Below are 24153 nucleotides of genomic sequence, written 5' to 3'. Positions count from 1 at the left end.
CCTGCTACGTCGGGTCGAGCCCGTGGCTGCGGAGCCACGGCAGCGGGTCGACGGCCGAGCCGCCGCCGGGACGCACCTCGAAGTGCAGGTGCGGACCGGTGGAGTTGCCGGAGTTGCCGGAGTGCGCGATGAGGTCGCCGGCCTTGACCGGTCCGCTCATGACGGCGTGGCTGGAGAGGTGGCAGTACCAGGTCTCCGTGCCGTCCTTCGCCGTCAGGATCGTCATGTTCCCGTAGGCGCTGTTCCACTGCGTACGGACGGTGCCGTCGGTCGCGGCCATCACCGGGGTCCCGTACGAGACGGGGAAGTCGATGCCGGTGTGCACGGACATCCAGTTGATACCGGCCTGCCCGAAGTACGCGCTCAGCCCGCGCTGCTTGACCGGGAGGACGAACTTGGGACGCAGCCGCTCCTTGCGCGCCGCTTCCTCCGCCGCCTGCTTCCGCTCGGCCTGCTGCTTGGCCCTGAGGTCGATACGTTCCTGGGTGCGGCTCGCCCGGTCGGCGAAGTCGCCCGCGTCCGCGGAGAGGTCCGCGAGCTGGGTGTCGAGCTTGTTGTTGGCGACGGAGGGCTTCACGGCGGTCGCGTCCGGTGCCGAGGCCGCCGTCGTGTCCTTGCTGTCGTCGCCGCCGAGCCCGCCGACGGAGGCCGCGGCCACTCCCGCGACACCCATCACGCACACCGAGGGCACCGCGACGGTGAGCAGCGCGGAGCGCTTGGCGGGGGAGCGGCGGCGGGAGCGGGCGCGCTGGGCCGGCGTGACCGGGGCGGGCCGCTCGTCGCGGGCGACGATTTCCTCGACGTCGTCGAGGCCCTCGCCGTAGCTGTCGTGCTGATCGTCGTTGTGGCTCAACTCGGGCTCGGGGGCGTCGGGTTGGCCGTAGTCGTGCCGTGCGTCGAGGTCGTTGTCGTCGCCTTCGGTGCCCGCGGAGTTCCACGCGGTGGCGTCGTACGCGCCGGTGTCGAAGGTCTGCGCCTCGAAGGCCTGTGTGGTGAAGGGCTGGGCCTCGAACGCCTGCGTCTCATAGGCCTGAGCCTCGAACGCCTGGGTCTCGAAGCCCTGCGCGTCGAAGGTCCCGGTCTCGTAGGTCCCGGTCTCGAAGGCCGCCGGTGCCTGGAAGGTCTGCGGGGCGAACGCGTCCTGCGCGGCGAATCCCTGCGCCTGCGCCCCGAAGGCGTTCGCGTCCCACTGCCCGGTCCCATCGGCCCACGCGCTGTTGTCCCACTGGCCGGAATGGTCCGGTCCGGACTGGGCGGGAATGCCGCCGAGTTGCTCGTGAGCGGCGGTCCCCCAGACAGCGGTGGTGTCGTAGCTGCCGGTGCCGTACGCGGAGGCGCGCTGCTGCGCCGCGTACGGGTCGTGGTGCTGGGGGTCCTGCGCCGTCAGTGTCTGGTGCGCGCCGGTCGCCCACTGGCCGCTGTCGTACGAGCCGTTGCTCTGTGCGCCGGGAAGGTCCCCGAAGAGGGGGTCGGCCGGGAAACCGCCGGTGGCGTAGCCGTCGTAACCGGTGTAGTCGCCGTACTGCGTGCTCTGCTGGCCATACGGAGCGTAGGGCGCATAGTCGGCGTCCTGAGCCGGGGCCGGGGAGGTCTGAGTCCCCGACGGGTGACGGTCGTTCACCAACTTCTCTTTCGCCTCGACAACAGGGGCTGCCAGAGCAGTGCGGTGACTGTACCCGGCGGTACGCGGGCTCGACAATCTTCGGCAGGTTTCCCGTTCGCAGGAAACGGGCATTCGGCCGTCTTTCGGCGGACTGTGGGCAGAGCTTTGGCCCTGCGTTCGAGAATCGTTCGACGTTTGGCCAGTTCGGAGACCGTTCCGGGGCACGTTCAGGCCGCGGTCACGCCACCGTCAGGCCGTCCACCGCGTCGGCGGCGCGCGCTCCTTCCGTCTCCTCGGCGTCGAGTGCCTGCCGTATGCCGGCGGCGACCGCCGGGTGGACGGGGAGCGCGAGGTGTCCGACGCCGGTGACGCGGATGTTCTGCGCGATGAGGTCGGGGTGGTCGACGCAGGCCGTCTCCAGCGGAACCATGATCTGGTCGAGGTCGCTCCAGAAACTCACGAAGTGGGTGCGGCAGCCGGGGGCGGGCCGGGACAGCTCCTCGATGACGGTCGAGCCGGGCCGCATCTGCCGGACGATCGGGTGCGCGTCCATCAGTGGCGCGACCGTGGTCCCGCTGTGCGGGGTGCCGAGCGACACGAGGGTGCGTACGCGCAGATCGCCTCCCAGGCACTGCACGTAGTAACGGGCGATGAGTCCGCCGAGGCTGTGCCCCACGATGTCCACGCGGTCGTGGCCCGTGCGCTCGCAGATCTCCTCGACATGGCGGGCGAGCAGCGCGGCGGCGGTGCGGATGTCGTAGGTCAGTGGCGAGTAGTTCAGCGACTCCACGTGGTGCCGGCCGTGCTGGGCGAGGGAGCGGCGCAGCAGGACGAAGACGGAGCGGTTGTCGATGAAGCCGTGCAGCAGGAGAACCGGCGGCTTGCTCTCGGCGACCGGCAGGCGGGCGCTGAGGCTGTCGGGGGTGCTGTGGGCGTTCTGGGCCTCGGGCCCCGGCAGCGTGGCGCTCTCCGTCAGGTACGAGGTGTCATCGGCGTCCTCGCACCTGCCCTCCGGAGTGGGGGCGTAGCCGAGCTCAGGGAGTCCCGGGGCGGCCCTGCGCTCCTGGATGATGCCGGAGGGGTAGAGCAGGAGGTGTCCGGCGAGGATCGCGACCTCGAGAGCGGTCGCCTTCAGCAACGAGACGGAGACCCCGGCCACTCTGGCGGGGAACACCAGTCTGGCGGGGAACAGCTGACAGAGCGGGCGAAAAGGCAGGATGCTCGTGACCTTCATGGCCGACCTCCCGTCGGCACCCGGGAAAACGGCTCTGTCTCCCGTGTGCCCTCATGGGAAGCATGCGCCGAGGTGGCCGACGATGCGCGTCGTACGCGGGCTGTGATGATGTGGTGCCCGTGTGTGACCGTCGCGGTGCGTGACGAAAAATCCGTACGTACCGCGGCGCCGATGCGCCCTGTCGCCCGCCGCGCGGCCGGCGGCGGTGTGACTCTCTCTTTGCGGCTCCCCTTGCGCCGAAGGCCCCCGTATGCGGCTTCTGAACCGCCTGCGGCGGCTGTGGCGCGCAGTGAACGTGTCCCAACGTGTGATTTCCCCCTCGCTCCGCACCGCGAAACGGCCGGTTGCGGGATGCTGTCGATAACGTTCGTTCACTTCCCGGGTACGCATCAGGTCAGGTATCGGGTAGAAGTCGCTTCATGGAGGCAGTGATGGGTGTGGCAGCCGGTCCGATCCGCGTGGTGGTCGCCAAGCCGGGGCTCGACGGTCACGATCGCGGGGCCAAGGTGATCGCGCGGGCGCTGCGCGATGCCGGTATGGAGGTCATCTACACCGGCCTGCACCAGACGCCGGAGCAGATCGTCGACACGGCGATCCAGGAGGACGCCGACGCGATCGGTCTCTCGATTCTTTCCGGGGCGCACAACACGCTCTTCGCCCGCGTCATCGAGCTCCTCGTGGAGCGCGACGCCGCGGACATCAAGGTGTTCGGCGGCGGGATCATCCCCGAGGCGGACATCGCTCCGCTCAAGGAGAAGGGCGTCGCGGAGATCTTCACCCCGGGCGCGACGACGGCGTCGATCGTGGACTGGGTCAACGCGAACGTCCGTCAGCCTGCCGGGGCTTGATCCCTCCGGTCCCTCGCAGGTGAGGACGCAGGGGTGCCGGTTCGGTGCGCGGTCTTTGCTCCGCCCGAACCGGACAGTCCCCTTTTGCCCTGTCTCCCCCTGTACTTATTGCGCCTGCGCCCCTCTCAACTCGTCCCGCATCGCCTGCCGCAGGCGCAACGTGCTGACCAGGCGCTGGAACGCTTCCGACCAGTAGCCGCCGGCGCCGGGGGCCGCGTCTTCCGGTTCGTCAGGGGTGGCGGTGAGGCCTTCGAGCCGGGACGCTTCCGCGGGGTCCAGGCACCGTTCGGCCAGGCCCATGACGCCGCTGAAGCTCCACGGGTAACTGCCCGCGTCCCGCGCGATGTTCAGCGCGTCGACCACGGCCCGCCCGAGGGCCTCGGCCCAGGGCTGGGCGCAGACCCCGAGCAGCTGGAACGCCTCGGACAGGCCGTGCGTCGCGATGAACCCCGCCACCCACTCGGCGCGTTCACCGTCGGGGAGTGCGCCGAGGAGTCTCGCCCGTTCGGACAGGGATACGGCGCCCGGGCCTCCGGCGTCCGGTGACGCGGGTGCGCCCAGGAGCGCGCGCGACCATACGGCGTCCCGCTGGCGCACAGCGGCCCGGCACCAGGCGGCGTGCAGTTCACGCTGCCAGTCGTCGGCCACCGGCAGCGCGACGATCTCTTCCGGCGTGCGCCCGCCGCACCGCGCGGTCCAGCAGCCGAGCGGCGTCGCCTCGACCAACTGGCCCAGCCACCACGACCGTTCGCCCCGGCCTGTCGGCGGTATGGCGACGACGCCGTCCCGCTCCATGCCCGCGTCGCACTCGTGCGGTGCCTCGACAGTGAGCGTCACCGCGCCCTGAGTGCGGTCGACGGCGACGCAGGAGGCGGCGCGCGACGCCATCCGGGCCGCCAGCGCCGAGCCGGGGAGCGCGGAGAGCAGCTCGGCGGCCGTGGCTCTGACGTTGCGGCTGCGGTCGGACAACGCCTGTTCCAGGAACGGCTCGTCCGCGTCGCCGAGCCCCGACCGCAGTGAGTCGAGGAACATCAGCCGGTCCTCGGCCCGCTCGGCGGCCCAGGTGGTTGCGAGCAGTTCCCGCGCCGCGTCCGGGCTGTGTGCGCGCACCCGGGCCAGGAGTGCGACCCGCTCGGCGAACAGGCCCTCCTCCCATAGGCGTTGCACGTCTGCCCCGTCCTCGGGCGCCGGCAGTGCCGTGCCGCCGCCGGGCGCGGCACGGAGCGCGAACTTCCAGTCCGGGTTCAGCCGGGCCAGCCACAGTGCGAGCGGGCCGGCGAACGTGAGGGCCTGCGGCCGCAGATCCGTGCGTCCGCGCGCCGCGTCGAGGAGCGCGGGCAGGAGATCCGGAGGGGCCGCGTACCCCTTCGCGTTGGCCCCGGCCAGCCACTGTGGCAGCAGCTCCATCAGGTCGGGGTACGTGCCGCGGCCGGCGCCTCCGGTGCCGGGGCGGTCGGTGAGCAGCATCGCCAGTCTGCGTCGCGCGGGGGCGGGGAGTGGGGGCCGCGGGTCGTCCGCCGCGCGTGCCGGAAGTGCGGCAGCGGGTGCGGGCCGCAGTCCGGCCCGCCGTCGTACGGTCTGTACGGCGGCGGCGTCGAGCAGCGCGGTGGGTGCGTCGGCGCCGGTCGAGTGGCCTGGCGGCGTCCGCCGGTCCGTGCCGAGCAGGGCGACGGTGACCAGCTCTTCCCATGGGTCACCGGTGGTGGTGCTGGGGGGCGTGGCGCTTGCGGTCGAAGGTCCGTTCATGTCGCTCCTCTCCAGGGGATGGGTCCGCGTAGTCGTTTCCGTCGTCTCCGTCGTTTCCGTCGTTTCCGTCGTTTCCGTCGTCTCCGTCGTCTCCGTCGTCTCCGTCGTCCGGCTCGTCAGCACAGCGCCACCGCTTCTCCCGGGCCTTCGGGCCAGGCCGTGAGAGGCGTGAAGCCCCGGTGGCCGCATTCGCCGAAGACAGTGACCGGGGCCCCGCCGGACAGCGCCGCCAGCCGCCACAGCCCGGAGCTCGAAGCGGCCTGCGGCGTGATCGGGAGCGCCAGTCGCTCCGAGGCCGGTCGCGCCGCGTGAGGTCGCGCCAAGTCATCGTCCGCATCGGACAGTTGCCAGCCGCTGCCGCTCGCCTCGTCCGGTGTGGGTATGACCCGGCTCAGCGTCACCGGCCACGACTCCAGCCATGGGTCGCGGCCCAGCGCGTCCCCGTACCGAGCCGCCGCCTCCGCCACACCTGCCCCCTTGGGCCGTACGGAACTTGGGGCGGGCGCCGTGAACTGTTCGCCCAGGTCGACGCGGAGCTGGCCGTCGCCCGCGTACGCGCGGAGCTCGGCGTCCAGCGCCAGGCCGACCGGCAGTGAGAGCGCCGGGGCGCGGCCCGCCGCCCCGTAGGAGAGGAGGAGGGCGGTGTGGCCGGACTCCGTCCCGTACAGCCATATCCGGCGTGTGGTGAGCCGGCTGCCGGCCGTGTCGTACTGCGCCAGGACCAGCCATCGGTCCCGGGCCGGCCGCCCTTCCGCCGACGACGGCAGCCCGATGCGGGAGCTGACCGTCGAGGCGAGTCCGGCGGGGAGCAGGTCGCGGCGCAGCCAGCCGCTGTCGAGGAGGTGCAGCAGCGCGCATTCCTCCAGGAGCCGTACGGGCCAGCCGGGGCCGGAGGCGGGTATTGACCCCAACTCCCTTACCCGCGCGGCCAGTCCGGGCGCCTGGGCGTCCACCATGCGGGCCGCGGTCTCCTCCCACATCCCGTAACCGGCCTGCTCGGCGGAGGCGAGGCCGCCGCGCAGCAGGTCCGTGAGCCGCTGCTCCAGCTCGCTCGCGCCCGCCGTGACCCGCTCGGCGCGCCGCTCGGCCCTGCGGCGCGCGGCCGCGGGATCAGCGGCGGCGCCCCCGGCCGCATCCGTCTCCCGCTTGGTCTGCGCCCGCTTCCTGCGACCCTCGGCCCACTGCTGCGCCCAGTCCGGAAGCGTCTGCGGGTCCGGCACCGAGCCGTCCGCCCCCGCCCACAGGAGGAGGAGCCCGAGGGCGTGCTTGCACGGGAACTTACGGCTCGGACAACTGCACTTGTAGGCCGGGCCCGCCGCGTCCGCGACATCCACGACCGTCTGATACGGCTTGCTGCCACTGCCCTTGCAGAGCCCCCACACCATCCCCTCGCCCGAACTTCCCGCCTCCGACCAAGGTCCGGCGACGCCGAGTTTGCTTCCCGCCTTGCGTGACGGGGCGTCAGGCGCCAGTGCCAGCACCTGGTCCGCCGTCCAGCGCACCCCCTGCTGAGTCATGTTCTCGAAGGTAGGTCCCGCCACTGACAATCGGCCGTGGCGCGGGTGTTCGCACAGGTCAGCGGCGTACGGCCGGTGATTGTCAGTGGCGTGGTGCACGGTGGAGTCACATCCCGGCCGCGTGCTCGGGATGTGCCGGACGTGCCGGCCGAGTCCGGCCGAAATCGAGGGGGGATCGCCATGACCGTGTCCGTCGAACCGACCGAGAAGAGCGCCGCGTCCGCGGGGGACCAGGGCGCCGCGCAGGCGCTGCGGCCGCATGCCGAAGACGCCTTCGCCGCCGAACTCGCGGCGCTGGCCGCGCACGACGACCGGCCGCGCCCGGAGCGCTGGCGCCTGTCGCCGTGGGCCGTCGCCACGTATCTGCTCGGCGGGACGCTGCCCGACGGGACCGTCATCACGCCGAAGTACGTGGGGCCGCGCCGCATCGTCGAGGTCGCCGTCACCACGCTCGCCACCGACCGCGCCCTGCTGCTGCTCGGTGTGCCGGGCACCGCGAAGACCTGGGTCTCCGAGCATCTCGCGGCCGCCGTCAGCGGAGACTCGACGCTGCTCGTGCAGGGCACGGCGGGCACCCCCGAGGAGGCGATCCGCTACGGGTGGAACTATGCGCGACTTCTCGCGCACGGCCCGAGCCGGGACGCCCTCGTGCCCAGCCCCGTCATGCGCGCCATGTCCGAGGGCATGACGGCCCGGGTCGAGGAGCTGACCCGTATCCCGGCCGATGTGCAGGACACGCTGATCACGATCCTGTCGGAGAAGACGCTGCCGATACCGGAGTTGGGCCAGGAGGTGCAGGCCGTCAGGGGCTTCAACCTGATCGCCACGGCGAACGACCGGGACCGGGGGGTCAACGACCTGTCGAGCGCGCTGCGCCGCCGCTTCAACACCGTCGTGCTTCCGCTGCCTCACAGCGCTGAGGCGGAGGTCGACATCGTCTCGCGCCGCGTCGACCAGATCGGCCGTTCCCTCGACCTGCCGTCCGCTCCGGACGGCACCGATGAGATCCGCCGCATCGTCACGGTCTTCCGGGAGCTGCGGAGCGGCGTCACCGAGGACGGGCGTACGAAGCTGAAGTCGCCGAGCGGCACGCTGTCCACGGCCGAGGCGATCTCGGTCGTGACGAGCGGGCTCGCGCTGGCCGCCCACTTCGGGGACGGGGTGCTGCGGCCGTCCGACGTCGCGGCGGGCATCCTCGGGGCCGTCGTCCGTGACCCGGCCGCGGACCGGGTGATCTGGCAGGAGTACCTGGAGGCCGTGGTCCGCGAGCGGGACGGCTGGAAGGACTTCTACCGAGCGTGCCGCGAGGTGAGCGTATGAGCGAGCAAGGGAGGGGGCAGGGGCCGCTGCTGCTCGGGGTGCGTCACCACGGCCCCGGTTCGGCGAGGGCTGTCCGGGCCGCGCTCGACGCGGCGGGTCCGCGTGCGGTCCTGGTCGAGGGGCCACCCGAGGCGGACGCCCTGGTGGCGCTCGCCGCCGACGAGGGCATGGTGCCGCCGGTCGCGCTGCTGGCGCATGTCGTGGACGAGCCGGGGCGCTCCGCGTTCTGGCCGCTGGCCGAGTTCTCCCCGGAGTGGGTCGCGATCCGCTGGGCCCTGGAGCGGGACGTTCCGGTCCGCTTCATCGACCTGCCGGCGGCGCACAGCCTGGCCCTGCGCGACCAGGACGCGCCACCGGACGACCCTGAGGGGGACGGAGGCCAGGGCGGGGAGCAGGGCGAGGAGGATTCCAGGGAGGCGATGCGCGTCGATCCGCTCGCCGTACTCGCCGAGACCGCGGGGCACGACGACCCGGAGCGCTGGTGGGAGGACGTCATCGAGCACCGGGGCGCGTCGGGGGACGCGTTCGCGCCGTTCGAGGCGCTCGGCGAGGCGATGGGGGCGCTGCGGGAGGAGTACGGCGACGGCGGGCACGAGCGGGACCTCGTGCGGGAGGCCTGTATGCGCCTGCAACTGCGCACGGCACAGAAGGAGTTCGGGGACGGTGTCGCGGTGGTGTGCGGCGCCTGGCACGTTCCCGCGCTGCGTGTGAAGACCACGGTCGCCGCCGACCGGGCCGTCCTCAAGGGGCTGCCCAAGGCCAAGGTCGACATGACCTGGGTGCCCTGGACGCACCGCCGGCTCGCCCGGGCCGGCGGATACGGAGCGGGTATCGACTCGCCCGGCTGGTACGGGCATCTGTTCAGCGCCCCGGACCGGCCCGTCGAACGCTGGATGACCAAGGTCGCCAGGCTGTTCAGGGACGAGGACAGGACCGTGTCGTCGGCGCACGTCATCGAGGCGGTGCGGCTCGCCGGAACGCTCGCCGCGATGCGGGGCCGTCCGCTGGCCGGGCTGAGCGAGACGACGGACGCGATCCGCGCCGTGATGTGCGAGGGATCGGACGTACCGCTGGCACTCGTCCACGACATGCTCGTCGTCGGGGACGTACTCGGCGAGGTCCCGGACGCGGCGCCCGCCGTGCCGCTGCAACGCGACCTCACGCGGCTCCAGCGCTCCCTGCGGCTCAAACCGGAGGCTTTGGAGCGGGAGTTGGAGCTCGACCTGCGCAGGGAGACCGACGCGGCGCGCAGCCGGCTCCTGCACCGGCTCCGCCTCCTCGACGTCGGCTGGGGCGAACCGGCACGGTCCGCGCGCGCCTCCACGGGCACGTTCCGGGAGACCTGGCGGCTGCGCTGGGAGCCCGAGCTGTCCGTGCGCGTCGCCGAGGCGGGGGTCTGGGGGACGACCGTGCTCTCGGCGGCCACCGCCAGAGCCGAGGCGGACGCGATCGGGGCGCCGGCCCTCGCAGACGTCACCGCCCTCGCGGAGCGCTGCCTCCTCGCCGAACTGCCGGATGCGCTCCCGGTGGTGATGCGTGTGCTGGCCGATCGCGCCGCGATGGACGCGGACGTCGGCCATCTCGCCCAGGCCCTGCCCGCCCTCGTCCGTTCCCTGCGCTACGGCGATGTACGAGGGACGGACACCCGGGCGCTGAGCGAGGTGGCGGCCGGTCTCGCCGAGCGCGTCTTCGTGGGCCTGCCGCCCGCGTGCGCGGGGCTCGACGGGGACGCCGCGGCCGAGATGCGCGGCCATGTGGACGCGGTGCACGCGGCGGTGGGGCTCCTGGAGGACGACGGGACGGCCGGGCACAGAGACCGCTGGCACCGCGTGCTGCGGGTCCTCGCCGCACGCGACCGTGTGGCCGGCGTGATCCGGGGGCGGTGCGCGCGGCTGCTCCTCGACGACGGACAGCTGGCCGGGGGCGAGGCCGCGCGGCTGATGGGGCTCGCCCTCTCGCCCGGCACCGGGCCCGCCGAGGCCGCCGCGTGGATCGAGGGGTTCGTGGGCGGCGGCTCCGGCGGCGGGCTGCTCCTCGTACACGACGAGCGGCTGCTCGCACTCGTCGACGACTGGCTGACGGGAGTGTCCGCCGACGCGTTCACGGACGTACTGCCGCTGCTGCGCCGCACGTTCTCCGCCTACGAATCCGGTGTGCGCCGCACGCTGGGGGAGCTGGTGCGGCGCGGGCCCGCGGGGGCGGGACCCACGGCGGCCGTGGGGGCGGCGCCGCCGGGGTTCGCGCCCGGCCGCGACCAGGTGCGCGCGGACGCGGTGCTGCCGGTGCTGCGGCTGCTGCTCGGGACGGTCGACGCCGACGCCGGATCTGGGTCGGGAACCGGTTCCGTCCCGGGTGACAACGACCTTGTGGGGGTGGCCTGATGGCGGTCGACCAGGTGGACGAGCTCAGCGGGGCAGCCCGGGACGAGCGGATGCGGCGCTGGCGGCTCGTGCTCGGCGGGGACGAGGCGGACGGCACCGGATGCGCGCTCGACGGCCGGGACGCCGCGATGGACGGCGCCCTGACCGCGCTCTACGGGGGAGGTGACAAGGCCGAGCGGGGGCGCCACCGCTCGGCCGGCCTCGGGGCGTCCGCACCGTCCGTGGCGCGCTGGCTCGGCGACATCCGGACGTACTTCCCGTCCTCCGTCGTACAGGTCATGCAGCGCGATGCCATCGACCGCCTCGGCCTGTCCGCGCTCCTGCTCGAACCGGAGATGCTGGAAGCGGTCGACGCCGACGTGCACCTCGTCGGCACGCTGCTCTCCCTCAACAAGGCGATGCCGGAGACGACGAAGGAGACGGCACGCGCCGTCGTGCGGAAGGTCGTCGAGGACCTGGAGAAGCGCCTCGCCACGCGGACCCGCGCGACGCTCACCGGCGCGCTGGACCGCAGCGCCCGTATCAGCAGGCCCCGCCACCACGACATCGACTGGAACCGCACGATCGCGGCCAACCTCAAGAACTACCTGCCGGAGTACCGCACCGTCGTCCCCGAGCGGCTCATCGGATACGGCCGCGCGTCGCAGTCGGTGAAGAAGGAGGTCATCCTCTGCATCGACCAGTCGGGTTCGATGGCTGCCTCGGTTGTCTACGCCTCCGTGTTCGGCGCCGTGCTGGCCTCGATGCGGTCCATCAACACCAGGCTCGTCGTGTTCGACACGGCCGTCGTCGACCTCACCGACCAGCTCGACGACCCGGTCGACGTCCTGTTCGGCACCCAGCTCGGCGGCGGCACCGACATCAACAGAGCGCTCGCGTACTGCCAGTCGCAGATCACGCGCCCCGCGGAGACCGTCGTCGTCCTCATCAGCGACCTCTACGAAGGGGGAATCCGGAACGAGATGCTGAAGCGGGTCGCCGCGATGAAGTCGGCAGGAGTGCAGTTCGTCACGTTGCTCGCGCTGTCCGACGAAGGGGCACCCGCGTACGACAGGGAGCACGCGGCGGCGCTCGCGGCCTTGGGAACACCGGCGTTCGCCTGCACGCCGGATCTTTTCCCGGAGGTGATGGCGGCGGCGATAGAGAAGCGGCCGCTGCCGATACCGGACTCGGGGAACCCGGCGAACGGGGCGTCGTAGGTGCGGGACGTCGTAAATACGGACATGACTACCCATCGGTAACAGGGGGCTTGCGCAACCTCGGGCGTCCCGTGCAAGGATCGGCGAGGCTCTTCTCATCCCCGCGCCCACGCGTCCCGCGTCCCCGCGCTCCTCGTACGGGAGGGTTCCCCCGCCTTGACTTCCCCGGTCGCTCTGCCTGTTGCCGCTCTGCGCGTCGTGCGCGCAGCGGCCGGGCGGCGTGCGCTGAACGTGGCGCTCCGGGTGATGTTCCTTGCGGGGGGCCTGATCGTGTTCGGCCTGCTGTGCGGGGGAAGGGCGCATGCGGCGGAGGGTGTTCTGCCGCCGACGGAGGCCGCGGGCGAGCAGGCGGTTCACGCAACCGCTCAGACGCCGGTTCACGCACCCGTCCCCGCGCAGGCGGCGCACCGCACATCTCCCGCCGGCGGTTCCCGAGCAGTCGGGGCCGTGCGGGAGCAAGCCGTCGAGCCCACCCGTAATCGCGTGGTCGAGCCCGTCCGGACCCATGTGACCGAGCCGGTCCGCACTCAGGTCGCCGCACCCGTCGTACGAGGAGTACGCGACGTGCGGGGAACGGCCCAGGGAGCGGTGCGGGAAGAGGTCCGGGAAGTGGGGGAGTTCGCCGGAGAGCTCGTCGGCGGGCTCTCCGCCGAGGATCCGCCGCAGTTCCTGCCGGGTCCGCCGTCGATGCCGGGGCTGCCCGGCATCCCGGGGCAGATCGGCGCCCCCGGTCAGCCCGGGAACGGCGCCCCCACGGCACCGGCTCCGAGCGCCGGAGCCCATGCGGCCGCCGGCCACAGTGACGGTGCAAGGCCCGGCAAGCGAGAAGCAGCCGGGCCCGTGGGCGACGTGTTCGCCTCGGCAGGCGGTAACGCCGTACCCGCGCGAACCCCGGTCACAAAGACGGCCGGCAGCCCGGCTCCCGCACCCGCGTTCCCGAGTGGCAGCGCGGTCGGTCAGTCGGCGGGGGACGGCAGCACGACGCGGCACTCCGATCTCGCCGCGGCAGCGTTCGGCAGCGGCGCGACGGCCCGGCTGCTGTCCGGAGCGACGGCGTCCTCCCACGCCGCCCCCACCCGCGACAGGCACCGAGACATCCCCGAATTCCCCGGCTAGGGCAGCCCGTTCCCCGCACGTGACCTGCCGCGCGGGGGCGGCACAGGTCTGCCCGCCGGCCGGACCACTCCGGCCGGACGCCGCCGGCCCACCGCTGGACCTCCAGCGCGGGACCGGACATGAGAATTCGAAGGATCTGACGCAAGCATGAACAAGAACATCCGCCGTTCCATCGTGATAGCCGCCGGCGTCTCCGGTGCGTGGGCGCTCGGCTCCGCCGTCGCCAGTGCCGACGAAATGCCCGCCCATTCCGTGGCGGTCCCGGACCTGGCCGGTGACGTGGTCGCCGACGTCCAGGGCACGGTCTCCCACGTCCAGGGCACCGTCGACGACGTCACCCAGGGCACCGTCGGCTCGGTCACCGGCAAGGCCCAGGACACCGTGGCGGGCGCGACCGGCCAGGCCCGGACGACCGCGTCCGGCGCGGTCTCCGACGTCTCCGGAACCGTCTCCGGCACCGCTGCCGAGGCCGCGCCCCAGGCCGGTCCCGCCGTCGCCGGGGCCCGGGGCGCGGTCCACCACACCGACGCCCGGGTCGAGGCCGCCGCCGCGCATGCCAAGCAGCAGGCCCGGACCTACGTCGAGGGCGTCACCCATGTCGCCGACACCGCCCGCACCGCCGCCGCCCGCGCCGCACACGTCCGCACCGCCGGGGTCCCGGACGTGTCGGCCGACGCCGTCGCGCAGAACGCCGGTGCCCGGGCCGGAGCCGTACAGGACGGCGCCACGCAGGAGATCGACTACCTGTTCGGCCCCCTGTCCGCGTTCGTCCCCGACGTCGACCGCACGGTGACCGGAGCGCAGGGCCACGTCCAGGGCGCCGCCACCCAGGTCCAGGGCATCGCCGCCCAGGCGTACGGCACCGCGGCGCAGGTCCCGGGCTACGCCCAGAACGTCCCGGCCACCGCCTCCGGCACCGTCGGCCAAGTGACCACGGCCGCCGGTCCCGTCGTCGACGAGACCTCCGCCGCGGTGCTTCCCCCCATCGCCGCGACCGCCGTGCACGGCGTGGTCCCGGTCGCCGGCCAGGCGGTCGGTGACGCCGGCACGCTCGCGGGCGGTGCGGTCGGCGACGTGACGCCGTTCGCCGGTGGCGCCGTCAGCCACGTCACGCCGTTCGCGGACGGGGTCGTGGGCCAGGTCCAGCCCTTCGCGCAGTCGGTCGTCGCGGACGACGTGCACCCGTTCGCGGGCGGGGTCGTCGGCGCGGTCCAGCCCCTCGTTCAGGCCGTGTACGACCAGGTGCAGCCGGTCGTGCAGGGCGTGGGCGGCAGCGCGGAGTACCTGGCGCAAGGCGTCGTGGGCGACGTGACGCCGTTCGCCGGTGGTGTGGTCGGCGACGTGACGCCGTTCGCGGGCGGGGTCGTCGGTGAGGTCTCGCCGTTCGCGCAGAACCTGACCGGCACGGTCGGCGCCGACGCGCAGCCGCTCGCCGGGAACGCGGTCCAGGGCGTGCAGGGCGTGGCCGCCTCGGTCGCCCCGAGCTACCTGACGAACGCCACGGACGCCGCCGCCCACGGCCTCGGCATCTGAGGTTCCGCAACGGAGAAGTCCCGCCTCCGCACCCGCGGAACGCGTCGGCGCACTGAAGCAGGCGGACTGAACACGTCGTCTGCGGGCAGCCGGGGACCGGAGTGACAGGCCGGGCCCGGCCCGGCAGATGGCGGTGGGTGGTCCCCATTGGGGTGAGGATCACCCGCCCGGGCCCTTCCCAGCCCGGCGGCAGGGCCCTCCAGGTCCTCCCACCGGGACTTTCAGGGGCTCTCAGGGGCCCCACCGGGCGCACCCCAGGCCGGTGGGGCCCCGATCTGTGACTGTTATCACCGCCCAGGTGGGATCTGCGATTTAGGGACCCCGGGCGAGCGGCGATAACCTGCGAGACGGACATGCCGCGTACCGGACTCCGTCCTACGCCTCCCCTGTGACAGCGCAGTCACGTTGCCCTTCGCGGCACGCCCACGCAGACAGCTGACCACAAAGCAGCGAGATCGCAGCGAGATCACGGAAAAGGGACGGACGCGCGTGGACCTGTTCGAGTACCAGGCGAGGGACCTCTTCGCCAAGCACGGTGTACCGGTGCTGGCCGGTGAAGTCATCGACACGCCTGAGGCGGCGCGCCAGGCCACCGAGAAGCTGGGCGGCAAGTCGGTCGTCAAGGCGCAGGTGAAGGTCGGCGGCCGCGGCAAGGCAGGCGGCGTCAAGCTCGCCGCCACCCCGGACGAGGCCGTCGCCCGCGCGACGGACATCCTCGGGATGGACATCAAGGGCCACACGGTCCACAAGGTGATGATCGCCGAGACCGCTCCGGAGATCCTCGAGGAGTACTACGTCTCGTACCTCCTCGACCGCACCAACCGCACCTTCCTCGCCATGGCGTCCGTCCAGGGCGGCGTGGAGATCGAGGTCGTCGCGGAGGAGAACCCCGACGCCCTCGCGAAGGTGCCGGTCGACGCCAACGAGGGTGTCTCCAAGGAGAAGGCCCAGGAGATCGTCGCCAAGGCGAAGTTCCCGGCCGAGGTCGCCGACCAGGTCGCCGACATCCTCGTCACCCTGTGGGACACCTTCATCAAGGAGGACGCCCTCCTCGTCGAGGTGAACCCGCTCGCCAAGGTCGCCTCCGGCAAGGTCATCGCCCTTGACGGCAAGGTCTCCCTCGACGAGAACGCGGACTTCCGCCAGCCCGAGCACGAGGCGCTCGAGGACAAGGACGCAGCCAACCCGCTCGAGGCTGCTGCCAAGGCCAAGAACCTCAACTACGTCAAGCTCGACGGCGAGGTCGGCATCATCGGTAACGGTGCCGGTCTGGTCATGTCGACCCTGGACGTCGTCGCGTACGCCGGTGAGAACCACGGCGGCGTGAAGCCGGCCAACTTCCTCGACATCGGCGGCGGCGCGTCCGCCCAGGTGATGGCGAACGGCCTGGAGATCATCCTCGGCGACCCGGACGTCAAGTCCGTGTTCGTCAACGTCTTCGGCGGCATCACCGCCTGCGACGAGGTCGCCAACGGCATCGTGCAGGCCCTGGCGCTCCTCGCCGACAAGGGCGAAGAGGTCACCAAGCCGCTGGTCGTGCGACTCGACGGCAACAACGCGGAGCTGGGTCGCAAGATCCTCAGCGACGCCAACCACCCGCTCGTCCAGCGTGTGGACACCATGGACGGCGCGGCCGACAAGGCCGCCGAGCTCGCCGCGGCTGCGAAGTAAGGAAGAGGGACTCAGACCACCATGGCTATCTTCCTCACCAAGGACAGCAAGGTCATCGTCCAGGGCATGACCGGTGCCACGGGCATGAAGCACACCAAGCTCATGCTCGGTGACGGCACGAACATCGTCGGCGGCGTGAACCCGCGCAAGGCCGGCACCTCCGTCGACTTCGACGGCACCGAGGTCCCGGTCTTCGGGACGGTCAAGGAGGCCATGGAGGCGACGGGCGCCAACGTGTCCGTCCTCTTCGTGCCCCCGGCCTTCTCCAAGGCCGCCGTCGTCGAGGCGATCGACGCCGAGATCCCCCTCGCGGTCGTCATCACCGAGGGCATCGCCGTCCACGACTCGGCCGCCTTCTGGGCGTACGCCAAGTCGAAGGGCAACAAGACCCGCATCATCGGCCCGAACTGCCCCGGTCTCATCACCCCGGGCCAGTCGAACGCCGGCATCATCCCGGGCGACATCACCAAGCCGGGCCGCATCGGCCTGGTCTCGAAGTCCGGCACGCTGACGTACCAGATGATGTACGAGCTCCGTGACATCGGCTTCTCGTCCGCCGTCGGCATCGGTGGCGACCCGGTCATCGGTACGACGCACATCGACGCCCTCGAGGCGTTCGAGGCCGACCCCGACACCGACCTGATCGTCATGATCGGCGAGATCGGCGGCGACGCCGAGGAGCGTGCGGCGGACTACATCGCCAAGCACGTCACCAAGCCGGTCGTCGGCTACGTCGCGGGCTTCACCGCCCCCGAGGGCAAGACGATGGGTCACGCGGGCGCGATCGTGTCCGGCTCTTCCGGCACCGCACAGGCCAAGAAGGAGGCCCTCGAGGCCGCCGGCGTGAAGGTCGGCAAGACGCCGACCGAGACGGCCAAGCTGGCGCGCGAGCTGCTCTCGTAGTTCCGCCACCTGCCTGACATCAGTGGGCCCGCACCCTTCCGGGGGTGCGGGCCCACTGTCGTCGCGCCGGTGCGGGAACCCTTGGAACCCTGTGAGGGAACCACGTGCGGGTAGCGCGTCCGGGCCTGTCCGGGTCGCCCGCCGGGGCTCAGTCGACCGCGGGGGCGAGGCGCTGGGGGCCGTTCTGCGTCGACTTGTGCAGCTTGTCGCGCAGCTTCTTGTCCGCCTGCGTGAGCGGGCCCGGCCCCGTCCGCGGCGGTACTCCGGTGATCATGGAGCCGGGGGCGGGGACCGGTTCGTAACGGGCCGGCGCGGTGCGCAGCGTGAGGGCCGTCGCGCCGATGATCAGGACGGTGATGGCGATGGCCGAGCGGGTCCAGAAGCGGGTCCGGCGCTCGCCCTCCGTGCGGACCAGGGCCGACTTGGGGGCCTGGAGCTTCTCGGCGCCCGCGAGTTCGGTCAGGTGCCGGTGGAGCTGGTCGGGCACGGCGAGGGCGGGCAGCTGCTCGGCCACGGCCTCCCGCGCGTGGAGCAGCCGCTTCGCCGCAGCGGGCGTGGTGGCCTCCGTCTCGGCGGCGGTCTCGGGCAGATCGAGCCCGACCCCGTCGTAGAGCAGCAGGGTGCGGCGGTACGCGGACGGCAGGCTCAGGAGTACGTCGAGCAGCGCGCGGTGCCCGGCGTCGGCGGGCGGTGCCTCGGGGTGCCGGTGGCTCGGGCGCAGCCGGTGCCAGGGCGACATGGCGTACTCGTACGCGGCGGCCCTGACCCAGCCGACGGGATCGCGGTCCACGGCGACCTCGGGCCAGCGCTGCCAGGCGAACTGGAAAGCGCGCTCCACGGACTCCCTGGCGAGGGTGCGGCGGCCGGTGAGGAGGTAGGCCTGGCGGACCAGGCCGGGGGCCGCGTGGGTGTAGAGCCGGTCGAACGCCTCGGTGGGGTCCTTCGGGGACTGCGCCGGGCTCGGACTCCCGCCCGCTTCGGCTGTGGCCGCGGGCCGCACCCACTGTCCGCCGCGCTCCTGGCCCCGGTCGAGCGGGGCGGAGTCCCAGCGTCCGACGGAGCGTCTGGTCCGGGCGGGGGCTGTCGTGGCGGTGGCTGCTGCGCCGGCGGGGACCGTTGCCTTGGCGGCCGGCGCTGGTCTCTCCGCCTCGATGTCCGCCAGGAACGTCGCGTACGCCTCCCCCTTGCGGCCCCTGGGGGTGGTCCGGCCGGATTCCCAGGAGCGGACCGTTTCCCGGGTGACGCCCAGTTGCGCGGCGACCTGAGCCTGGGTCAGGGACTTCGACTCGCGGAGTTTGCGGCGCTCTGCGGGGGCCGGCAGCGGGGAGACGGGGCTCTGCGTCATAGGGGACTCCACACACCCTTTCGCCTGAATAAGTACATAAACGTATCTTGAGCGACACATCCGGTCTTCGCCTGTTACGCGACTAAAGCGCGCATCGTTGGGAGCATGGCCGCGTGACCCAAATGACCGACCGAGGCCTCTCGTTGCCGCTGCTGCTCTCCCGCGTGCGTGACCGCTCCCCGGGGCCCGCGGCCTGCCTGCTCGGCGGGGTCGTCGCGGCCGGCCTCGGACTCGGTTCGTCCGCCGTGCTCGTCATGGTGCTGTGGATCAGCTCGCCCTACCCGGACAGCGGTCCCGGCGGGGCCCTGCACGCCGCCGCCGCCCTGTGGCTGCTCGCGCACGGCGCCGAGGTCATCAGGACGGACACGCTCTCGGGGACCCCGGCGCCGATCGGCGTCACGCCACTGCTCCTTCTGGTGATTCCGGTGTGGCTGCTGCACCGCGCGGCGCGTGACGCGGTGGAGGGCGCCGACGACGGGGACGCGCCGCGGACGGCCTGGCGGACCGCGTGGTGCGGGGTCGTGATCGGGTATCTGCTGGTGGGCGGCGGCGCCGCGTTCTACGCGTCGCGCGGTGAGCTGCGGCCGTCCTGGCCGAGCGTCACCGCGCATCTGACGGTCGTCGCCGTGGCCGCCGCGGGCGCCGGTGTCTGGACGGCCCACGGCCGCCCGCCCATCCCGTTGCCCGCGCCCCTGCGCCATCGCCTCGGCGCCGTCCAGGGCGGCGGGCGCGAGGTGTTCGTACGACGACGTCTGCTGCCCGTCGCCGCGCGGGCCGCGGCCGCCGGGGCGCTCGTGCTGGTGGCGGGCGGCGCGCTGATCGTGGCGGCGTCGACGGTGTGGCACGCCGAGGCGGTGCGGCATTCGTTCGGGCAGCTCACGGACGTGTGGTCGGGACGGGCCGCGGTGCTCCTGCTGGCCGCCGCGCTGGTGCCGAACGCGGCGGTGTGGGGCGCCGCGTACGCGCTCGGTCCTGGCTTCGCGCTCGGCGGGGGCAGCGTGGCAGGGCCGCTCGGGGTGTCGTCGGGGCCGCTGCTGCCCGCCTTCCCGCTGCTCGCGGCGGTGCCGGAGCCGGGCCCCGGGTCGACGCTCAACTGGTCGGCGGGGGCGGTGCCGGTCGTGGCCGGGCTGACGGTGGCGTGGTTCGTGGCGGGGGCGGCGGCGCCCCGGCACGGGGAGCGGGACGAGGCGTGGTCGCGGTGGCGTACGGCGATGGCGGCGGGCCTCGCGGCGGTGCTGTGCGGGCTGGCCTTCGCGGGGCTCGCGATGGCGTCCGGCGGCCCGATGGGTGTCGCGGGGCTCGCGGAGTTCGGGCCCGTGGGGTGGCTGACGGGGCTCGCGGCGGCGGGGTGGACGGCGCTGGTGGGGGTGCCGGTGACGGTGGGGCTGCGGGCGTGGCGGGTCAGGGTGCCGCGCGATGAGCGGGTCGGCGGAACGAGCGGGGGAAGGGCGGGGAAATCGGCTGCGGAGCGGGCCGAGGAGCGGGCCCCGTCGCGGTGGCGGCGCCCTCGGATCCCGTCGCCGAGGAACTGGCTGCCGCGACGGCGCCGCGAGGGGGCGGCACAGGCCGGCCAGGCCCCGTCGGGCGGCGCCGCGTTCGAGCCGTACGACTTCTTCCCCGTGGACCCGTTCTCCGTGGACCCCTTCTCCGTGGACCCCTTCCCGGGCGGGCCCGTCCGGGTGGGCGACGCCTGGCCGGGCGAGGCCACGAGGCAGGCGCGCTGGGCAGCGCTCAAGGAGGCGTCCGACGCGAGCAGGGACACGGAACCGGAGGCGGGCGCGAGCGGCAACCCGGGCGCGAAGAGCAACCCGGGCGCGGCCCCCGGAGAGCCCCGCCCGCCGGACCCGCCGGACACTCCCTAAGGGGCGTCCCCCTAGTCGCGCGTGCCGAGCAGTGTGCGCAGTTCCTTCGGGAGCTTGTCGTTGCACGCCTTCTTGGACGTGCTGGTCAGCGCGTCGTTCACGCACGTGTAGTACTCGCTGTAGACCAGCTGGGCCGTGAACGTGGCGGCGACCAGGGCCAGGGCGAGGGTGCCGGTGACCAGGCCGCTGACGGCCGCCGTGGTCTGCGGCCTCGAACCGGCGGCGGGACCGGTGGGCGCCGGGGCGTCCGGGTTCGGCGTGCGGGGCTTGGCGCGCAGGGCGGTGATGCCCCAGTACAGGGCGAGCGCGCCGAGCAGCAGAGCCACGTAAGGCCAGCTGAACAGGGCGAAGAAGAAGCCCCACATGCCGGAGAGCAGTGCGAAGCGAGCGCGGCGCTGGGCCGGGTCCGTCGGGTCCCAGCGCATGCCGGAGCCGGGCCCCTGGGGGCCTTCGGGTCCGCCCTGGCCGCCCGGACCGCCGCCCTGGCCGGGACGGTCGCCGAAGCGGCCGCCCTGGGCGCGGCCCGGCTGCCGGTCGCTCCACTGACCGCCCCACGGGTTCCGGTCCCCGCCCGACCCGTCGCCCTGGCCGTCCTGACCGCCCTCGGGCCGGCGCGGCTGCCACGGGCGGTCGGGCGAGCCCTCCGGCGGCGGCGCGAACGGGTTGTCGTCCTTGGGTGGCCCGGTAGGCCCGGTAGGCCCGGAAGGCTTGGACGAATCGGAGGACTTGGGCGGTGTGTCCTGGGGCGGAGGAGGCGTGGGACGGCCTTCGCGCAACAGGGTCGAGCCGGCGGGCAGCAGCGGCAGGCGGAGGCTTCGGTCCGGCATCAGGTGTGCGTCTTCCCCTAGATCGATCGTGGCGCGGCTGCGGGCGAGCCCGTTCTCAAGTGAACGTCCCGCAAGCGGGCGGCGTTCCTTCGGTGGCGAATCCGCCACAGACGCTACCTTCCGGCCGCGCCCCCGTCCCGTGGGGGCCGCTCCATGTGCCGGTATCGTTGCTGACGGTCGACCGCTTCGTAGAGTTCCCCGTATCGGGAACCATGAAGCCTTTGTGCGACCCTACAAACGCACTCCCGAGAAAGGCCCTCGCTGTGGCCAAGCGGCTCGTCGTGCTGGTCTCCGGATCAGGCACGAATCTGCAGGCTCTGCTCGACGCCCTCGCGGCCGAGGGCGCGGAGGGTTACGGCGCCGAGATCGTGGCCGTCGGCGCCGACCGTGACTCCATCGCCGGGCTCGAGCGCGCCGAGCGCGCCGGGCTGCCCACCTTCGTCTGCCGGGTGAAGGACTTCGCCACCCGCGAGGAGTGGGACCGGGCGCTCGCCGAGGCCACGGCGGCGTACGAGCCGGACCTCGTGGTCTCGGCCGGGTTCATGAAGATCGTGGGCAAGGAGTTCCTCGCCCGGTTCGGCGGGCGGTTCGTGAACACGCATCCCGCCCTGCTCCCCAGTTTTCCCGGGGCCCATGGTGTGCGCGACGCGCTCGCGTACGGCGCCAAGGTCACCGGATGCACCGTCCACTTCGTCGACGACGGCGTCGACACCGGTCCGATCATCGCCCAGGGCGTGGTCGAGGTCCGGGACGAGGACGACGCGAGCGCTCTGCACGAGCGCATCAAGGAAGTCGAGCGCAGGCTGCTCGTCGATGTCGTGGGGCGTCTGGCCCGCAACGGCTATCGCATTGAGGGACGAAAGGTAGTTATCCAGTGACCGCCGAGAGCAACAAGCGGCCCATTCGCCGGGCGCTCGTCAGCGTCTACGACAAGACCGGTCTGGAAGACCTCGCGCGCGGGCTGCACGAGGCGGGCGTGGAGCTGGTGTCGACCGGCTCGACCGCTGCGAAGATCGCCGCCGCCGGGGTGCCCGTCACCAAGGTCGAGGAGCTCACGGGCTTCCCCGAGTGTCTCGACGGGCGCGTCAAGACGCTGCACCCGAAGATCCACGCGGGCATCCTCGCCGACCTGCGCCTGGAGGACCACCGGCGCCAGCTCGACGAGCTCGGCGTGGAGCCCTTCCAGCTCGTCGTCGTGAACCTGTACCCCTTCAAGGAGACCGTCGCCTCGGGCGCCACTCCCGACGAGTGCGTCGAGCAGATCGACATCGGCGGCCCCTCGATGGTGCGCGCCGCCGCCAAGAACCACCCGTCGGTGGCCGTCGTCACCAGCCCCGACCGGTACGCCGACGTCCTCTCGGCCGTTCGCGACGGCGGCTTCGACCTGACCGCCCGCAAGCGCCTCGCCGGCGAGGCCTTCCAGCACACGGCGGCGTACGACGTCGCGGTCGCGTCCTGGTTCGCCGACGGCTACGCGGCCGCCGACGAGAGCGGCCTCCCCGAGTTCCTCGGCGCGACGTACGGGCGCAAGAACGTCCTGCGCTACGGCGAGAACCCGCACCAGGCCGCCGCCCTCTACGTCGACGGCACCGGCGGTCTCGCGGAGGCCGAGCAGCTGCACGGCAAGGAGATGTCGTACAACAACTACACGGACACGGACGCCGCGCGCCGTGCCGCGTACGACCACGACGACCCGTGCGTCGCGATCATCAAGCACGCCAACCCGTGCGGCATCGCGGTCGCGTCGAGCGTCGCCGAGGCGCACCGCAAGGCGCACGCCTGTGACCCGATGTCCGCGTTCGGCGGCGTCATCGCCGTCAACCGGCCGGTGACGAAGGAGATGGCCGAGCAGGTCGCGGACATCTTCACCGAGGTCATCGTCGCGCCGGAGTACGAGGACGGCGCGCTCGAGGCCCTCACCAAGAAGAAGAACATCCGCGTGCTGCGCGCCCACCAGGGCCCGTCGGCGACCGTCGAGACGAAGCAGATCGACGGCGGCGCGCTCCTCCAGGTCACCGACCGTGTCCAGGCCGACGGTGACAACCCGGCGAGCTGGACCCTCGCGACGGGCGACGCGCTGTCCCCGGGCGAGCTCGACGAGCTGGCGTTCGCCTGGAAGGCGTGCCGCGCGGTGAAGAGCAACGCGATTCTGCTGGCCAAGGACGGCGCCTCGGTGGGCGTGGGCATGGGCCAGGTCAACCGCGTCGACTCCTGCAAGCTGGCTGTGGAGCGGGCCGGCGAGGAGCGGGCGCGCGGTTCGTTCGCCGCGTCGGACGCGTTCTTCCCGTTCCCGGACGGGCCGCAGATCCTGATCGACGCCGGTGTGAAGGCGATCGTCCAGCCCGGCGGTTCCATCCGTGACGAGCAGGTCGTCGAGGCCGCGAAGAAGGCGGGCGTCACGATGTACTTCACCGGCACGCGCCACTTCTTCCACTAGTCCCGTTCAGCGGTACACCACCGCGGGCCGTGCCTTCCCCCGTGAAGGCACGGCCCGCGGTCGTTCCCCGTGGCGCTGCGGCCGTCAGGCTCCGCAGGGCTGCAGGGACCAGATCGGGTCCCACGGTGCCCGGCCGGACTGGTAGGCCGTGGACGTCCAGCGGACGCTGCCGTCCTTGTTGTAGGACTTCGCGACGGCGCCGGGCGTCTGGTTGTTGATGAACGGGCCGTCACCGGTCCAGTCGTGGACGTTCCGGCGCCGGCACTTGAAGAAGTCGAAGTTCGTGCCGTTGACCGTCATGCACAGGTGGCCGTAGCCGCAGTTGAGGGTGGCCTCGGAGATCGTGCCCATGGGGCGCCCGCCCCTTCGGGGTTCTCCACTACGTACGTCTGCCGGGAGCTGAGGTCGCTGAGTATCCAGAAGGCGCCGTGCGCGGTGATCTCACCGGCCGCGTGGGCGACGCCCTCGTGGTCGATCGCCAGATCGGTGCCGGCCGACCTTCCGAAGGTCTCTCCCCGGGCGCGAGTCTGAACTGTGCGTCGCCGCACGGCGGTTCGGTCAGTGGCGGCACGACGACGATGCTGTACAAGGGCCTGTCCCCTCCCGGCCGG

The 24153-nt window shown here is 72.7% G+C and carries 18 protein-coding genes and 1 pseudogene; 11 read left to right on the top strand and 8 right to left on the bottom strand.

Annotated elements, in window-relative coordinates; all coding sequences use genetic code 11:
• Positions 1–4 precede the first annotated feature (4 nt).
• Both ACWIGU_RS22160 and ACWIGU_RS22155 read right to left on the bottom strand, forming a co-directional pair.
• Positions 5–1735 carry a M23 family metallopeptidase gene (locus ACWIGU_RS22160; RefSeq protein ID WP_454403321.1) on the bottom strand — a complete coding sequence of 577 codons (1731 nt, stop codon included), beginning with the start codon at positions 1733–1735 and terminating at the stop codon, positions 5–7.
• 106 nt (positions 1736–1841) lie between these two features.
• The gene (locus ACWIGU_RS22155; RefSeq protein WP_454403319.1) at positions 1842–2837 is read right to left on the bottom strand and encodes a lipase family alpha/beta hydrolase; all 996 of its coding nucleotides are present in this window, start codon (positions 2835–2837) and stop codon (positions 1842–1844) included.
• A gap of 431 nt (positions 2838–3268) precedes the next feature.
• On the opposite strand from ACWIGU_RS22155, the gene ACWIGU_RS22150 reads away from it, so the two are divergent.
• A complete protein-coding gene (locus tag ACWIGU_RS22150) occupies positions 3269–3685 on the top strand; it encodes a cobalamin B12-binding domain-containing protein (RefSeq protein WP_100594811.1) in 417 nt (138 codons plus the stop codon).
• Positions 3686–3790: 105 nt separating this feature from the next.
• Here the strand turns inward: ACWIGU_RS22150 and ACWIGU_RS22145 are convergent, their stop codons facing one another.
• Together ACWIGU_RS22145 and ACWIGU_RS22140 are read right to left on the bottom strand one after the other, a co-directional pair.
• Entirely contained in the window at positions 3791–5431 is a 1641-nt protein-coding gene (locus ACWIGU_RS22145; RefSeq protein WP_454403317.1) for a DUF5691 domain-containing protein, read from the bottom strand.
• 116 nt (positions 5432–5547) lie between these two features.
• Entirely contained in the window at positions 5548–6948 is a 1401-nt protein-coding gene (locus ACWIGU_RS22140; RefSeq protein WP_454403315.1) for an SWIM zinc finger family protein, read from the bottom strand.
• Between the two features lie 180 nt (positions 6949–7128).
• Between ACWIGU_RS22140 and ACWIGU_RS22135 the strand changes: the two genes are divergently transcribed.
• From ACWIGU_RS22135 to sucD, 7 genes are all read left to right on the top strand, one after another.
• On the top strand, positions 7129–8268 hold the full coding sequence (locus tag ACWIGU_RS22135) for an ATP-binding protein (RefSeq protein WP_454403313.1): 1140 nt from the start codon (positions 7129–7131) through the stop codon (positions 8266–8268).
• The gene (locus ACWIGU_RS22130; protein WP_454403311.1) at positions 8265–10649 is read left to right on the top strand and encodes a DUF5682 family protein; all 2385 of its coding nucleotides are present in this window, start codon (positions 8265–8267) and stop codon (positions 10647–10649) included. The genes ACWIGU_RS22135 and ACWIGU_RS22130 overlap by 4 nt, the downstream gene beginning before the upstream one ends.
• Entirely contained in the window at positions 10649–11848 is a 1200-nt protein-coding gene (locus ACWIGU_RS22125; protein WP_454403309.1) for a vWA domain-containing protein, read from the top strand. The genes ACWIGU_RS22130 and ACWIGU_RS22125 overlap by 1 nt, the downstream gene beginning before the upstream one ends.
• Before the next feature lie 447 nt (positions 11849–12295).
• Positions 12296–12964, top strand: a complete 669-nt coding sequence (locus tag ACWIGU_RS22120) for a hypothetical protein (protein WP_454403308.1) — start codon at positions 12296–12298, stop codon at positions 12962–12964.
• A gap of 147 nt (positions 12965–13111) precedes the next feature.
• Positions 13112–14497 (top strand): hypothetical protein, encoded by a 1386-nt coding sequence (locus ACWIGU_RS22115; protein WP_454403306.1) that lies wholly within the window; start codon positions 13112–13114, stop codon positions 14495–14497.
• Between the two features lie 489 nt (positions 14498–14986).
• The gene (sucC, locus tag ACWIGU_RS22110) at positions 14987–16168 is read left to right on the top strand and encodes an ADP-forming succinate--CoA ligase subunit beta (RefSeq protein WP_454403304.1); all 1182 of its coding nucleotides are present in this window, start codon (positions 14987–14989) and stop codon (positions 16166–16168) included.
• 21 nt (positions 16169–16189) lie between these two features.
• Positions 16190–17071 carry a succinate--CoA ligase subunit alpha gene (gene sucD / locus ACWIGU_RS22105; RefSeq protein ID WP_116510887.1) on the top strand — a complete coding sequence of 294 codons (882 nt, stop codon included), beginning with the start codon at positions 16190–16192 and terminating at the stop codon, positions 17069–17071.
• 148 nt (positions 17072–17219) lie between these two features.
• Here the strand turns inward: sucD and ACWIGU_RS22100 are convergent, their stop codons facing one another.
• Positions 17220–18416 (bottom strand): helix-turn-helix domain-containing protein, encoded by a 1197-nt coding sequence (locus ACWIGU_RS22100; RefSeq protein ID WP_454403302.1) that lies wholly within the window; start codon positions 18414–18416, stop codon positions 17220–17222.
• Between the two features lie 122 nt (positions 18417–18538).
• Here ACWIGU_RS22100 and ACWIGU_RS22095 point away from each other — a divergent pair, with 122 nt between their 5' ends.
• Entirely contained in the window at positions 18539–20278 is a 1740-nt protein-coding gene (locus ACWIGU_RS22095; protein ID WP_454403657.1) for a cell division protein PerM, read from the top strand.
• 11 nt (positions 20279–20289) lie between these two features.
• On the opposite strand, the gene ACWIGU_RS22090 is transcribed toward ACWIGU_RS22095, so the two are convergent.
• A complete protein-coding gene (locus ACWIGU_RS22090) occupies positions 20290–21105 on the bottom strand; it encodes a hypothetical protein (RefSeq protein WP_454403300.1) in 816 nt (271 codons plus the stop codon).
• Between the two features lie 212 nt (positions 21106–21317).
• Between ACWIGU_RS22090 and purN the strand changes: the two genes are divergently transcribed.
• Together purN and purH are read left to right on the top strand one after the other, a co-directional pair.
• Positions 21318–21983, top strand: coding sequence for a phosphoribosylglycinamide formyltransferase (purN, locus tag ACWIGU_RS22085; RefSeq protein WP_100594959.1), 666 nt, complete (start codon positions 21318–21320; stop codon positions 21981–21983).
• Positions 21980–23542 (top strand): bifunctional phosphoribosylaminoimidazolecarboxamide formyltransferase/IMP cyclohydrolase, encoded by a 1563-nt coding sequence (gene purH, locus ACWIGU_RS22080; protein ID WP_454403298.1) that lies wholly within the window; start codon positions 21980–21982, stop codon positions 23540–23542. Before purN ends, purH begins: the two co-directional genes overlap by 4 nt.
• An 84-nt stretch (positions 23543–23626) precedes the next feature.
• On the opposite strand, the gene ACWIGU_RS22075 is transcribed toward purH, so the two are convergent.
• Both ACWIGU_RS22075 and ACWIGU_RS22070 read right to left on the bottom strand, forming a co-directional pair.
• Positions 23627–23893, bottom strand: a complete 267-nt coding sequence (locus tag ACWIGU_RS22075) for a hypothetical protein (RefSeq protein WP_454403296.1) — start codon at positions 23891–23893, stop codon at positions 23627–23629.
• 5 nt (positions 23894–23898) lie between these two features.
• Positions 23899–24131: pseudogene (locus ACWIGU_RS22070) on the bottom strand (FHA domain-containing protein); the annotation flags it as partial.
• Positions 24132–24153: the final 22 nt, after the last annotated feature.

The organism is Streptomyces sp. NPDC055400 (assembly GCF_053644375.1).
This window is presented reverse-complemented; position numbering and strand designations above follow the sequence as displayed.

What these genes read in the sequence shown, in the direction of transcription:
- ACWIGU_RS22160 (WP_454403321.1), bottom strand. Translation starts at nt 1,735, where the DNA reads ATGCCCGTTTCCTGCGAACGGGAAACCTGCCGAAGATTGTCGAGCCCG.
- ACWIGU_RS22155 (WP_454403319.1), bottom strand. Translation starts at nt 2,837, where the DNA reads ATGAAGGTCACGAGCATCCTGCCTTTTCGCCCGCTCTGTCAGCTGTTC.
- ACWIGU_RS22150 (WP_100594811.1), top strand. Translation starts at nt 3,269, where the DNA reads ATGGGTGTGGCAGCCGGTCCGATCCGCGTGGTGGTCGCCAAGCCGGGG.
- ACWIGU_RS22145 (WP_454403317.1), bottom strand. Translation starts at nt 5,431, where the DNA reads ATGAACGGACCTTCGACCGCAAGCGCCACGCCCCCCAGCACCACCACC.
- ACWIGU_RS22140 (WP_454403315.1), bottom strand. Translation starts at nt 6,948, where the DNA reads ATGACTCAGCAGGGGGTGCGCTGGACGGCGGACCAGGTGCTGGCACTG.
- ACWIGU_RS22135 (WP_454403313.1), top strand. Translation starts at nt 7,129, where the DNA reads ATGACCGTGTCCGTCGAACCGACCGAGAAGAGCGCCGCGTCCGCGGGG.
- ACWIGU_RS22130 (WP_454403311.1), top strand. Translation starts at nt 8,265, where the DNA reads ATGAGCGAGCAAGGGAGGGGGCAGGGGCCGCTGCTGCTCGGGGTGCGT.
- ACWIGU_RS22125 (WP_454403309.1), top strand. Translation starts at nt 10,649, where the DNA reads ATGGCGGTCGACCAGGTGGACGAGCTCAGCGGGGCAGCCCGGGACGAG.
- ACWIGU_RS22115 (WP_454403306.1), top strand. Translation starts at nt 13,112, where the DNA reads ATGAACAAGAACATCCGCCGTTCCATCGTGATAGCCGCCGGCGTCTCC.
- sucD (WP_116510887.1), top strand. Translation starts at nt 16,190, where the DNA reads ATGGCTATCTTCCTCACCAAGGACAGCAAGGTCATCGTCCAGGGCATG.
- ACWIGU_RS22100 (WP_454403302.1), bottom strand. Translation starts at nt 18,416, where the DNA reads ATGACGCAGAGCCCCGTCTCCCCGCTGCCGGCCCCCGCAGAGCGCCGC.
- ACWIGU_RS22095 (WP_454403657.1), top strand. Translation starts at nt 18,539, where the DNA reads ATGACCGACCGAGGCCTCTCGTTGCCGCTGCTGCTCTCCCGCGTGCGT.
- ACWIGU_RS22090 (WP_454403300.1), bottom strand. Translation starts at nt 21,105, where the DNA reads ATGCCGGACCGAAGCCTCCGCCTGCCGCTGCTGCCCGCCGGCTCGACC.
- purN (WP_100594959.1), top strand. Translation starts at nt 21,318, where the DNA reads ATGAAGCCTTTGTGCGACCCTACAAACGCACTCCCGAGAAAGGCCCTC.
- ACWIGU_RS22075 (WP_454403296.1), bottom strand. Translation starts at nt 23,893, where the DNA reads ATGGGCACGATCTCCGAGGCCACCCTCAACTGCGGCTACGGCCACCTG.